Raw genomic sequence first — 12,051 nt, 5'->3', positions numbered from 1 at the left:
CTTCAGAGACTTCCCTCGCTGTTTAGCCGTGTTTGGCGATAAAACGCCGCCGTTCTGAAGGTCGTTCGCGCAAGGGATGAATCATCGGCAAACACTCGCGTTGCAAGAGCCAAAGTTCCGTCACTGGAACTCACCTCGCATGACGTTCGCTCATGAGGAGGCTCCGCATGATTTTTTTCATGGCTGGGTTCCGGCTTTTGAGCTTGGGGGATCAATGCAAATGCATTAATCCGGAGCGAGCAGCCGGATGACGCGGCGCATTCGGGGGAGACATTCATGTCGATACAGGCAGGCGATCTCGCATCAGCCCGGACCCAGAGCTGGCGTACGCCGCTCGTCATCATCATCTGCGGCTGCGCCATCGCGCTGCTCAGCTTCGGCCCGCGCTCCAGCCTCGGCTTCTTCGTGCAGCCGATGAGCCGGGAATTCGCCTGGGGCCGCGACGTGTTCGCGCTCGCGGTCGCCGTGCAGAACCTGTTGTGGGGGCTCGGCCAGCCGCTCGCCGGCGCCATCGCCGACCGCTTCGGCGTCATGCGCGTGATCTGCGTCGGTGCGCTGCTCTATGCCGGCGGCCTCTTGATGATGCGCTATTCCTCGTCGCCGCTGTCGCTGAACATCGGCGCCGGCGTGATGGTCGGCTTCGGCCTGTCGGGCTGCTCGTTCAATCTCATCCTGTCAGCGTTCAGCAAGCTGCTGCCGCCGGAGCGGCGCGGCGTCGCGCTCGGCGCCGGCACGGCAGCCGGCTCGCTCGGCCAGTTCCTGTTCGCGCCCTTCGGCGTGGCCCTGATCGACCAATTCGGCTGGCAGAGCGCGCTGATGGTGTTCGCGACCTTGATGCTGTTCATCGTGCCGCTGTCGCTTGCGGTGGCGACGCCGCCGGCCAGCGAGGCCAAGCCGACGGAGGCCGAGCAGCAGTCGTTCACGACGGCGCTGATGGAGGCGTTCGGCCATCGCTCCTACGTGCTGCTGGTGCTCGGCTTCTTCACCTGCGGCTTCCAGCTCGCCTTCATCACCGTGCATCTGCCCGCCTTCCTGGTCGATCGCGGCCTGTCGGCACAGGTCGGCGGCTGGGTGATCGCGGCGATCGGCCTGTTCAACATCATCGGCTCGCTCAGCGTCGGCTGGCTGCAGAGCCGGCTGCCGAAGCGCTACATCCTGTCCTTCATTTATTTCACCCGCGCGCTGGCGACGCTCGCCTTCATCTCGTTTCCGGTCACGCCGGCCAGCGCGATCGCGTTCGGCGCCGTCTCCGGTCTCGCCTGGCTCTCCACCGTGCCGCCGACCTCGTCGCTGGTCGCGATCATGTTCGGCACCCGCTGGCTCGCGACACTCTACGGCTTCGCCTTCGTCAGCCATCAGGTCGGCGGATTCCTCGGCGTCTGGCTCGGCGGCCTGGTGTTCGAGCGCTACGGCTCCTACACGCCGATCTGGTGGCTCTCGATCCTGTTCGGCGTGCTCTCCGCCCTGATCAACCTGCCGATCGTCGAGAAGCCGGTGGCGCGCGCAGTCGCAGCGACCTGAGTTGCGCGTCCGATCCGATCGGCTAAACATGGCCTGAATCTTCAAGAGCTCAGGGAGTGACGCTGTGGGAACGTTCAAGGCGATCCGGATCGACAAGGCCGACAAGGGAACGACCGCCACGCTGACGCAGTTCGACGAAGCCGAGCTGATGGACGGCGACGTCACCGTGAAGGTCGAATGGTCCGACCTGAACTACAAGGACGGGCTGGCGCTGACCGGCAAGGCGCCGGTGGTCCGCCGTTTCCCGATGATCGCCGGTATCGACTTCGCCGGCACGGTCGAACAGTCCAGCCATCCCGCATGGAAGCCCGGTGACGCCGTGATCTGTACCGGCTGGGGCATGGGCGAGACGCATCTCGGCGCCTATGCCGAGAAGGCCCGGGTCAAGGGCGACTGGCTGGTGGCCCTGCCGCAGGGTCTCTCGGCCCGCGACGCGATGGCGATCGGCACCGCCGGCTTCACCGCCATGCTCTCGGTGCTCGCGCTGGAGAAGCACGGGCTGACGCCGGCGAGCGGTCCGGTGGTGGTGACGGGGGCCGCGGGCGGTGTCGGGTCGGTGGCGATCGCGGTGCTCGCCAAGCTCGGCTACCACGTGATCGCCTCGACCGGGCGCTCCACTGAATCGGACTACCTGAGGTCGCTCGGCGCGGCCGAGATCATCGACCGCAACGAGCTCTCCGGAGCCGCCAAGCCGCTGGCGAAGGAGCGCTGGGCCGGCGGCGTCGACAGCGTCGGCTCCAACACGCTGGCGAACCTGCTGTCGATGACCAGGTATGGCGGCGCGGTCGCAGCCTGCGGCCTGGCCGCCGGCATGGATCTGCCGTCTTCGGTCGCCCCATTCATTTTGCGCGGGGTGTGCCTGCTCGGCATCGATTCGGTGATGTGCCCATTGCCGGCCCGCAAGGCTGCCTGGTCGCGCCTCGCCAGCGACTTGGACCGGGCGAAACTGTCTGAATTCACTCGCGAAATTGCCCTGGATGAGGTCGCCTCGCTGGGCCCGCAGATCCTTGCAGGCCAGGTCCGCGGCCGCACCGTGGTAAGGATATCCTGAACTTGTTCAGACTTTTCAAACCATGCTGCTCCATTGTTGCCATGGTTGGTATGGTAAGCATGGGGTAAAGATACCGCCTTACCCGCTGTGTGGGGTTAAGTGGGAGTTTGATGCATGCTCGGGCGATTTTTGCTGGGGACCCTGACGGCTGGCGCCGTGGTCGCTCCCGCGCTGGCGGGGTCGATGACGGCCGACGAGGCACGCAAGTTCGTCGCCGGAAAGGTGTTCGCCTTCACCTGTGTCGACGGCACGCGGGGCGCGGGCCGCATTCTTGATGACATGGGCGCCGCCGGCGCTGTGCAGTTCTCGGGCTCCGGCCCGGTCCGTCACATTCGCCTGCCCGGCAACACGCTGCAGATCCGTGGCCAGAACGTTTGTGCCTCGATCAAGGGCATGCCGTTCGAGCCCTGCTTCAACCTCGACAAGAAGGACGAGCGCAGCTTCCGCGGCTCGGTGTCCGGTCTCGGCGCCTTTGCCTATTGCGACTTCCAGCACCAGGGCGGCGCCACGATGCTGATGGCGCGCGCCGTGGCCCGTCCACGCGCGGCGCGTGCAGCCGCGCCTGCCGCCGATCCGTCGCACACGGAGGTTGCCGCGCGGGTGGAGACACCGCGCGTCGAGCGCAGCAAGGTGGAACCGGTGAAAGCCGAATCCGCGAAGTCCGCGCCGAGTAAGTCTGAAAACGCGAATGCTGACGGTGCGTCTGAACTGCGTCGCTCTACCGATTAGTTGTTAGTTCACTCATCGATTGAAAAACACGTCGCGGATTAACATGGATCAATCTGCGACGACGCTAGCGCACGCTAGTGGTCATTGCGCCGTAGTCGTACGGACAGTTGGATTCATGCCTCGGTAGCGACTCATTCTGCAGTTTGCGACCGGGGGGGGTGGCCCAATCGAAAGGGTCGGTAATGTCGCTTTATTTCTTCCGGATCAGCCAGGGCCGATATTCTGGTGCTGCTGATCAGCCTTACGAATTCTCCAACCGGGAATCCGCCTGGAACGAACTGACGGCCGTCTGCTCCGATCTCATCGGCGGCATCTCCAAGACGTTGCAGCAAGGCACCGAATGGCAGATGGAGCTGCTGGACGAGGCCAAGCAGCCCGTGTTCCGAATCCGTCTCGTCTCCGAGGCCGTCACCTGAGTTCAAGCAGCGATCGCGCGCGCCGCGTCATGGGGATCGTCGGTGCGCCGGGACGCTGTTGCTCTGCGCCAGCGGCTTCCGCGATGTGATGTCGTCGAGGACGTCTCGACGCCCCTCTCCTTTCTCCTATCTCTCTCGAGGTCACCGCGACGGCGCCACGTCGATGTCGCCGTCGGTGCGATCGCTGAGATCTTCCAAAGCTTGTTTGTAGCAACCGGCGAACTGCGATCGTGACCGTCGCAGACGTCCTGATCTGACATGTTCGCGAACCCAGTGATTGTTCTGGTTGTACTATTAACTCTCGCTTCATCAAGGTTGGTATACCAGATGTTGCAAGAGCGTCGGGCGATGATCTGCGAGTTGTAACTCATCAGGATCCGTGTGCCACGATGGTAGAACAAGGAACGGTCATGAAACACCGCTCGCGTCGCGACGGTGATTATTTTATTTGCATTGTCAGTAGTCCTACGGCTTCCCCATTAACCTCCGATAAGGCGCTTTCGCGCCCAATGGCATCGTCAGATCGGAACCGGAGCTTCGATCGATTCGAAGTGCTCTGACGTCGACGCAGTGCAGACCTGGTCGTTTCCAGGCAGTCTTTTTTGCACTGCAAAGAAAGCGGTCGAACCCGCAGCCAGCTGAGGTCACCCGTGTCAAGAATGTCCATTCGCTCGAAGATTATATCGGTCATCGCGTTCATGCTCGTGACAATGGGCGGGCTTGGAGCGCTGGCCGTCGTCAGCATGCAATCGATCAATGCGAACACAGTCGACATCGCAACCAACTGGTTGCCGAGCGTGCGCGCGATCGGCGAGCTGCGCTCAGATATCAACCTCCTGCGTATCGCGCTACGGGCTCATGTCATGTCGGATACGGCGGAGACCAAGCAGGCCGCCGAGAAGCGCGTGAACGGGATCCTCGAAACGATCAACAAGGACCGGAAGACCTACGAGCCGATGATCACCTCGGCCGAGGAGCGGGCGATCTACAACAACTGGGTACAGGCCTGGGAGAAGTATGTCGTCGCCGTCAAGCAAGTGATGGACGAATCGAACAAGAGCGTCGGGAGGATGCCGCGCGAGGCGACCGAGCTGCTGGAGAAATCCGCGGCGGCGATCGCGCGTGACGCCGACAAGTATTTCATCCAGGACATCGAGTTCAACAACAAGGGCGCCGAGGACGCCACGCGGCAGGCTGCCGAGAGCTTCTCGCGCGCGATCTGGCTCGTGGTGTCGATCATCGTCGCGGCCGTGATCGCCGGAGTCGCCGTCGGCTTCTATCTCGTGCAGAACGTCTCGCAGGGTATCGCCTCGATCATCAAGCCGATGCAGGAGCTCGCGAAGGGGGACCTCTCCGCCGAGGTGACACATCGCGGCGAGCCGACCGAGATCGGCGCCATGGCCGATACGTTGCAGGTGTTCAAGGAAGCGCTGATCGCCAAGAAGGAAGCCGACGATCACGCCGCTGCTGATGCCCGGGCGAAGATCGAACGCGGCCACCGCGTCGACAACATCACGCGGCAGTTCGAGGCGACCATCGGCGAGATCGTGCAGACGGTATCGTCGGCCTCGACCGAGCTCGAGCATTCGGCGGGGGCTCTGTCCTCGACGGCGACGCGCTCGCAGCAGATCTCCACTGCGGTTGCCGCGGCCTCGGAGGAGGCCTCGACCAACGTGCAGTCGGTTGCGTCTGCCACCGAGGAGCTGTCGTCGTCGATCACCGAGATCAGCCGGCAGGTGCAGGAATCGGCGCGGATGGCGACGGAAGCCGTGGACCAGGCGCGCATGACCAATGATCGCGTCAGCGAGCTGAGCAAGGCCGCGGCCCGCATCGGCGACGTCGTCGAGCTGATCAACACGATCGCCGGCCAGACCAATCTCCTCGCATTGAACGCGACCATCGAGGCGGCGCGCGCCGGCGAGGCTGGCCGCGGCTTCGCGGTGGTCGCCTCCGAGGTGAAGGCGCTGGCCGAGCAGACCGCCAAGGCGACCGACGAGATCGGCCAGCAGGTCTCCGGCATCCAGTCTGCGACCCAAGAATCGGTCGGCGCTATCCGCGCGATCTCCACCACTATCGAGCGGCTGTCGGAAATCTCGTCCGCGATCGCCGCGGCGGTGGAAGAGCAGGGTGCCGCGACGCAGGAGATTTCGCGCAACGTGCAGCAGGCCTCGCAAGGCACGCAGGAAGTCTCGGCGAACGTCGTCGACGTGCAGCGCGGCGCGTCGGAGACCGGTCAAGCTTCGGCGCATGTTCTCTCGGCGGCGCAATCGCTCGCCACCGACAGCGACCGGCTGAAGCGCGAGGTTGCCTCGTTCCTGGAGTCCGTGCGCGCGGCCTGACAATTCGGCGGCTCTCGCCGCAGCATTGTTCCGTAGTAGTACGTAGCCGACCATTAACAGAAGTTTGCGGAGAAAGCGGCAATCTGCGCGACAGCAGATGCCGCTTTTTGTTTGCGCAGATGCACCGGTCGCCACGACGACGTCGTGACCTGGCAGATACGGCCGGTTGTTAGAGACGATTCTCTCGGGAGATCAACGGACGTGTCCAAGCTTTCCATTCGCATCAAGATCATCGCCGTCATCACGTTCATGCTGATCGTGATGTCCGGCATGGGCGTGTTTTCGTTGCACAGCATGCGGGGCATCAACGCGCGGACAGTCGACATCGCCACCAATTGGCTGCCCAGCGTGCGCGCGCTCGGCAATCTGCGGGCCGACATCAACGTCTACCGGCTCACGCTCCGCGCCCATGTGATGGCGCAGACGCCGGAGGCGAAGGCCAGCAACGACAAGCGCATGGCCGATACGCTGGCGAAGGTGAAGAAGGACATCAAGACCTACGAGCCGCTGATCTCGTCGGCCGAGGAGCGCGGCATCTACGAGAATTGGACCCGGGCGTGGGACAAATACATGGCCGAGGTCGAGAAGGTGCTCGAGTTCTCGCGCAAGAACGTCGGCAAGATGCCGGATGACGTCGAGGCGCTGTTCAAGCCGGCCGGCATTGCCTCCGCGGCGTCCGAGGAATTGCTGGTCAAGGCGATCGACTTCAACGACAACGGCGCGGAAGCGAGCACGCGCGATGCGGCGGACAGTTACAACAGCACCTTCTGGCTCGTGACCACGATCATCATCGCCGCGGTCGCTGGCGGCATCACGGTCGGTCTCTATCTCGTCCAGGACGTCTCGTCTGGCATCGCCTCGATCATCAGGCCGATGCAGGCGCTCGGCCAGGGCGATCTCTCGGCCGAGGTGCCGCATCGCGGCGAGCCGACTGAAGTGGGCGCGATGGCGGATACGCTGCAGGTGTTCAAGGAGGCCTTGATCGCCAAGCGGGACGCCGATGCGCTCGCCGCGCGCGACGCCGAGGCCAAGATCGAGCGGGGCCGCCGCGTCGACAACATCACCCGGCAGTTCGAGAATACGATCGGCGAGATCGTGCAGACGGTATCGTCCGCGTCCACCGAGCTCGAGCATTCCGCCGGCGCGCTGTCCTCGACCGCGACGCGCTCGCAGGAGATCTCCACCCAGGTCGCGGCCGCGTCCGAGGAGGCGTCGACCAACGTGCAGTCGGTCGCCTCGGCCACCGAGGAGCTGTCGTCGTCCATCACCGAGATCAGCCGCCAGGTGCAGGAATCCGCGCGCATGGCGCAGGAGGCGGTCTCGCAGGCGCGCCAGACCAACGATCGCGTCGGTGAGCTGTCGAAGGCCGCGGCACGCATCGGCGACGTGGTCGAACTGATCAACTCGATCGCGGGCCAGACCAACCTGCTGGCGCTCAACGCCACCATCGAGGCGGCGCGCGCCGGCGAAGCCGGCCGCGGCTTCGCGGTGGTGGCCTCGGAGGTCAAGGCACTCGCCGAACAGACCGCGAAGGCGACTGGCGAGATCGGCCAGCAGATCGGCAGCATTCAGGCGGCGACGCAGGAATCCGTCGGCGCCATCCGCGACATCTCCGGCACCATCGAGCGGCTGTCGGAAATCTCCTCGGCGATCGCGGCTGCGGTCGAGGAGCAGGGCGCTGCGACGCAGGAGATCTCACGCAACGTCCAGCAGGCCTCGCACGGCACGCAGCAGGTGTCGGCGAACGTCGTCGACGTGCAGCGCGGCGCGACCGAGACCGGCCAGGCGTCGGGGCATGTGCTCAACGCCGCCAAGTCGCTGGCGACCGACAGCGACCGGCTCAAGCGCGAGGTCGCCTCGTTCCTGCAGTCGGTGCGCGCGGCCTGACGATCATCCGGCCGGCGCAGCAGGCGGCGCCTGCTGCTGCCGGCGGAACAGCACCTTCTGGTACAGCCAGCCGATCGCGACCAGCACCAGGCCGAGGCCGATGAAGGACAGCGCCCGCCAGACGCCGGTCAGCGCGGACATGTCGACCAGGAAGGCCTTCAGGATGGTCAGCGCGATCACGATCGCCGAGGCCAGTCGCGCCCGCTGCGACGACACCACGATGCCGATGCCGAGCAGCACGACACCAAGGGCGAGCCAGGCGATCGAGTAGGTATACTGCTCGGCCGCGCTGGTGACGCCGCTGGTCAGGTCCGGGCCGTGATAGATCCGGCGGATCTCCAGGCTCACATAGGCCAGCGCCATGATCAGCGCGCCGGCGGCCAGCGTATTGCCATAGGCCGGCGGACGCCGGCCCGCGACCGCGTAGGACAGCAGCAGCATCAGCACCGCGGGGAAGGCGTAGGCCAGGATCAGGATGTTGAGCACGCCGCCCTTGATGGTGACGTCCGAGATCATCGGGTTCTCGAACAGCAGCAGTCCGAACAGTGTGGCGCCGCCGGCGAAGCCGGTCAGCATCACGGCGCCGACATTGTGCACGATGCTCCGGCTGCGGACGCGCAGCCGTTCCAGCCCGATCGCGAGCGCCAGCGCGACGCAGACGTCGAGCCCCGCTTCGGCCAGCGACGGCACCGCCAGCATGTCGCCGTCATTGACGGCATGGCGGATCTCCAGGAACGCGAGCAGCGTCGTGAACAGGATGGCCGCGGCCTCGACCGCGCGCAGCGGCGCATCGTCGCCATAGCGGCGCATCAGAATGCTCGCGCCCCAGAACGAGGCGGCCGGCACGCCATAGCCCCACAGCAGCCAGTTGAGGATCGGCGTGGTCCCGACATCGGCGCCGACGATGCGCGGATCGTAGCCGATCCGGAGCACCACCAATCCGGCGAACACGGCGGCGAGCGTGCGCAGGAACGGGATCGGCCGGTTCTCGAAGATCCAGGCGGTGCCGAGCGACATCAAGGCGAGCGAAATCGTCAGCCAGCCCTTCTCCAGCGCAAAGGTCAACGCCAGCGCGAGCGCGCCGAGCGTGCCGGTCGCGAACAGCGCGATCGAGGCGGAGAGTCCCGGCCGCTCCTCGCGCCGCGTCAGGAGCTCGGTGGCGACCGCGAACGAAGCCGCCAGCACGACCGCGACGATCGCGAACGGGATCGAGCGGTCGAGATGAGCGATGCGGGCGTAGAGCGCGACCAGCAATGCGATCGGCGTGAACACGCCGGCCGCCGACCACACCACCGGCACGGCGGCATTCTGCGAGCGCCCCTGCGCCAGGAAGCCGGCGCCGCCGAAGCCGATGGCGAAGATCGCCGCGGTCACCAAGTGCCAAGACACGGATGCGCCGAGCGGGTTCGGTCCCATGTCGGGCAGCGCGCCGCCGGGCAGCACCAGCAGGTCCGGATTGTCGCGCAACGCCCATTCGGCGAACACCAGGAACACGGTTCCGGCCGCCGCCGCGACCGCACCGGTCGCGCTCGGCGCGCGCCAGGCCACCGCGAGCGTGGCCGCGATCAGCACGGCGAAGCCGATCAGCGCCAAGCCATCATGGAAGCTCGACAGCACGACCAGCATCGCGCCGAGCAGATAGACGGCGAGACCCACCGACGAGATCGGCTCGACCTCGTCATTGTCGGCCGCCGGGCCGAACAGGAAGCCGCAGACGACGATCAGCGCGGTCAGCGCAAAACCTGCGACGACGTGGAAGACATGCGGCGCGACGGTCTCGACGCCCGCGTCGAGGCCGGGCAGGGTCCACAGGAACGACAGCCCGATCGTGGTCATCGCCAGCCAGCGCCACAGCCGCACCCGTGCCAGCGCAAACGCAGCTGCGGTGACGATGGCGAGATAGATGTACAGCGCCCAGTAGTTCGGCTGTCCGGTGGACACCAGCACCGGCGTGGTGAAAGCGGCGACGAGGCCGAGCCCGGCCAGCGCCGGGCCGTGCAGCAGCGCCGCGGCCAGCGTGCCGAGCGCGACCGCGCCGAGCAGCACGAAGGCAATCGCCGGCGCCAGGAATTCATACAGCGCATAGGCCGCGTAGATGGTCGCAAACGCGACGGCCGTGCCGGCCGCGGTCAGGATCGCCGGGATGTTGGCGATCGGCAGCGCCGCGATCTGCGAGATGCTTTCCTTGCGCCGGGTCCATTCGCCGGCGGCGAGCAGGGCTGCGGCAAACAGCGCGCCGAGCGCCACGCGGACCTCGGGGCCGACCAGGCCGGCCTCGATCGAATAGCGCACCATGAAGAAGCCGCCGAGCGCCAGCGTCAGCCCGCCGATCCACACCACCCAGCGGGTGCCGATGCGCTCCTCGAAGCCGGCCGAGGCTTGCGGCAGCGGCGGCGGTGCGAACGGCGGGGCCTCGGCGACGGTCTCGTCGTCCCTCGTTGCCGCAGGCTGCAGCGTGGGCTCGGTCACCTCGGGCAGCGGAGGCGGCACGGGCGGGGCTGCGTGGGTGTCCCACAGCGGGCTCAGCGGCGGTCCGCCCGCCAGCGGTGCCTCGCCGGAGCGGGCCTCGAGCTTGGCGAGACGCGCCTGGACCTCCCTCAGTCGATCGGAGGTCTTGCGCGCGAAGGCGAGCGCCGCGAACGCGATGAGGAGGGCAATCCAGTCCAGTGGCCAATCAAACATCACGCCTGGGAGTCCTGAGTCGATGGCGCCCGCCGGCGTCATGGGAGAGGAGAGAGAGGCCATGTCGGCCCCGGAGGGATGCGCAGCGAATCGACGGCCGGCCCGCGCGCGCCGCCACGATGGCTGCAGTTCCATGAGTGTCAAACGGCGCGGCGCAAGTTCAACCGGCGCCGGTGCGCAGATACTCGGCTTTCGCCCCTGCGCGCGCCCTGCCGATGCACCGTCGTTCCGGGGCACGCGAAGCGTGAACCCGGAACCCAGAGGTTGGTGGTTTGGTGGATGCCGCGATGAGATCAGCCATCTCGGGATTCCGGGTTTGCCGCTGACGCGGCGCCCCGGAATGACGGGACCAAGCTCACTCCAGATCGATCCGGAACGGCGTGCTGTCCACCATCATCGCGCCGGGTCCGATCGCTTCCAGCGCCCGGATCATGCGGCCTTCGCGCCCCAGCGCCCTGTCGGCGAGGCTGACCAGCAGGCGGTTGGGCGAGGCGATCGGCGAGGCCTGCCGGATCGCCCAGGCGATGTCGAGCTCGTCGCGGTGCGGGTTGAGCGCGCAGGCCGCGGCGAAGGCGCTCGCGGTCGAGCGGCTGATGCCGGCATAGCAGTGGATCACCAGCGGCGCCGCGCGGTCCCAGCCGCGCACGAACTCCAGCACCTGCGTGACGTGCTCGTCGCACGGCGCGACGAAGCCCGGCATGTGCTCGGTGATGTCGTCCACGGAGACCCGGAGATGGTTCTCGGGAAGGATCGTCTCGGGCCGCCGCACCTGCTCGACATTGGCCATGATGGTCAGCACGTGGCTGGCGCCGGTCAGGCGCACGGTCTCGGGCAATGCGGCAAGCGAACAGACGTGGATCATATCGGGCCTTTGAAAGCTCGATTATACGATCGGAAGCGGCAGGGCAAAAGCGGCTTCGAGATGGCTGCCGTCAGGCCGGCGCAGCGGGGGCGGGCGGCCGTCAGCGCGTGTTCCTGAGCTGCCGCAGCTCCTGGCGGACCAGATGCGCCTTGACCTCGATCTCGGCATTGAGGCGCTCGACCTGCTCGAGCACGCGCTCCCGGCTCGGCGAGGCGATCTCGACCGGCTTCTCCGACCAGGGACGGCGCACGAGCAGGGCCACCATGGCGACGGCCACGGCGGTCAGGAGCGGGAAGCTCATGGCAAAAAGCTGGTGCGTGGTCATCGAAGACCTCCCAGGATCCACTGGCCCAGCAAATGTAAGAGCACTCCGGTCACAATGCAAACCACGCCTGAGCCGTAGATCAGGCCGGCCGGGGTATTCTGTGGCAGGACGCCGTAGACGAACTGGGCGAGCGGCACGAACGTTCCGGCGGTGACGATGGCGGTCGCCAGCGTGTTGAGCCAGTTGGCGGTCAGCTTCAGCCGTTCGTTGCGGCGTTCGTCCGGTGTCAGCGGCACGGC

10 protein-coding genes are annotated in these 12,051 nt (G+C 66.3%); 6 read left to right on the top strand and 4 right to left on the bottom strand.

Annotation, left to right across the window (positions count from 1 at the left end; all coding sequences use genetic code 11):
- Nucleotides 1-276 precede the first annotated feature (276 nt).
- From ACQR1L_RS06085 to ACQR1L_RS06060, 6 genes are all read left to right on the top strand, one after another.
- Nucleotides 277-1,521: an MFS transporter gene (locus ACQR1L_RS06085; protein ID WP_434857026.1), complete on the top strand. Its 1,245-nt coding sequence runs from the start codon at nucleotides 277-279 to the stop codon at nucleotides 1,519-1,521.
- Between the two features lie 64 nt (nucleotides 1,522-1,585).
- On the top strand, nucleotides 1,586-2,572 hold the full coding sequence (gene acuI, locus ACQR1L_RS06080; protein ID WP_434857025.1) for an acrylyl-CoA reductase (NADPH): 987 nt from the start codon (nucleotides 1,586-1,588) through the stop codon (nucleotides 2,570-2,572).
- 114 nt (nucleotides 2,573-2,686) lie between these two features.
- Nucleotides 2,687-3,301, top strand: a complete 615-nt coding sequence (locus tag ACQR1L_RS06075; RefSeq protein ID WP_434857024.1) for a hypothetical protein — start codon at nucleotides 2,687-2,689, stop codon at nucleotides 3,299-3,301.
- 182 nt (nucleotides 3,302-3,483) lie between these two features.
- Complete coding sequence (locus ACQR1L_RS06070; protein WP_434857023.1) at nucleotides 3,484-3,717, top strand: DUF6894 family protein; 234 nt, start codon at nucleotides 3,484-3,486, stop codon at nucleotides 3,715-3,717.
- Between the two features lie 650 nt (nucleotides 3,718-4,367).
- A complete protein-coding gene (locus ACQR1L_RS06065) occupies nucleotides 4,368-6,056 on the top strand; it encodes a methyl-accepting chemotaxis protein (RefSeq protein ID WP_434857022.1) in 1,689 nt (562 codons plus the stop codon).
- Nucleotides 6,057-6,257: 201 nt separating this feature from the next.
- Nucleotides 6,258-7,943 carry a methyl-accepting chemotaxis protein gene (locus ACQR1L_RS06060; protein WP_434857021.1) on the top strand — a complete coding sequence of 562 codons (1,686 nt, stop codon included), beginning with the start codon at nucleotides 6,258-6,260 and terminating at the stop codon, nucleotides 7,941-7,943.
- Between the two features lie 3 nt (nucleotides 7,944-7,946).
- Here ACQR1L_RS06060 and ACQR1L_RS06055 read toward each other — a convergent pair whose 3' ends face one another.
- The 4 genes from ACQR1L_RS06055 to ACQR1L_RS06040 all read right to left on the bottom strand — a co-directional run bounded on the left by ACQR1L_RS06055 (nucleotide 7,947) and on the right by ACQR1L_RS06040 (nucleotide 12,048).
- The gene (locus ACQR1L_RS06055; RefSeq protein WP_434857020.1) at nucleotides 7,947-10,625 is read right to left on the bottom strand and encodes a DUF2339 domain-containing protein; all 2,679 of its coding nucleotides are present in this window, start codon (nucleotides 10,623-10,625) and stop codon (nucleotides 7,947-7,949) included.
- 355 nt (nucleotides 10,626-10,980) lie between these two features.
- Nucleotides 10,981-11,487, bottom strand: coding sequence for a tyrosine phosphatase family protein (locus ACQR1L_RS06050; protein ID WP_434857019.1), 507 nt, complete (start codon nucleotides 11,485-11,487; stop codon nucleotides 10,981-10,983).
- Nucleotides 11,488-11,587: 100 nt separating this feature from the next.
- A complete protein-coding gene (locus ACQR1L_RS06045; RefSeq protein ID WP_434857018.1) occupies nucleotides 11,588-11,812 on the bottom strand; it encodes a hypothetical protein in 225 nt (74 codons plus the stop codon).
- Nucleotides 11,809-12,048 carry a hypothetical protein gene (locus tag ACQR1L_RS06040; RefSeq protein WP_434857017.1) on the bottom strand — a complete coding sequence of 80 codons (240 nt, stop codon included), beginning with the start codon at nucleotides 12,046-12,048 and terminating at the stop codon, nucleotides 11,809-11,811. Before ACQR1L_RS06040 ends, ACQR1L_RS06045 begins: the two co-directional genes overlap by 4 nt.
- Nucleotides 12,049-12,051: the final 3 nt, after the last annotated feature.

The organism is Bradyrhizobium sp. HKCCYLR20261 (assembly GCF_051168435.1).
GTDB lineage: Bacteria > Pseudomonadota > Alphaproteobacteria > Rhizobiales > Xanthobacteraceae > Bradyrhizobium.
This window is presented reverse-complemented; position numbering and strand designations above follow the sequence as displayed.

Excerpts from the sequence above, each read along its gene's own strand:
- ACQR1L_RS06085 (WP_434857026.1), top strand. The coding sequence starts at position 277 with ATGTCGATACAGGCAGGCGATCTCGCATCAGCCCGGACCCAGAGCTGG.
- ACQR1L_RS06075 (WP_434857024.1), top strand. The coding sequence starts at position 2,687 with ATGCTCGGGCGATTTTTGCTGGGGACCCTGACGGCTGGCGCCGTGGTC.
- ACQR1L_RS06070 (WP_434857023.1), top strand. The coding sequence starts at position 3,484 with ATGTCGCTTTATTTCTTCCGGATCAGCCAGGGCCGATATTCTGGTGCT.
- ACQR1L_RS06055 (WP_434857020.1), bottom strand. The coding sequence starts at position 10,625 with ATGTTTGATTGGCCACTGGACTGGATTGCCCTCCTCATCGCGTTCGCG.
- ACQR1L_RS06050 (WP_434857019.1), bottom strand. The coding sequence starts at position 11,487 with ATGATCCACGTCTGTTCGCTTGCCGCATTGCCCGAGACCGTGCGCCTG.
- ACQR1L_RS06045 (WP_434857018.1), bottom strand. The coding sequence starts at position 11,812 with ATGACCACGCACCAGCTTTTTGCCATGAGCTTCCCGCTCCTGACCGCC.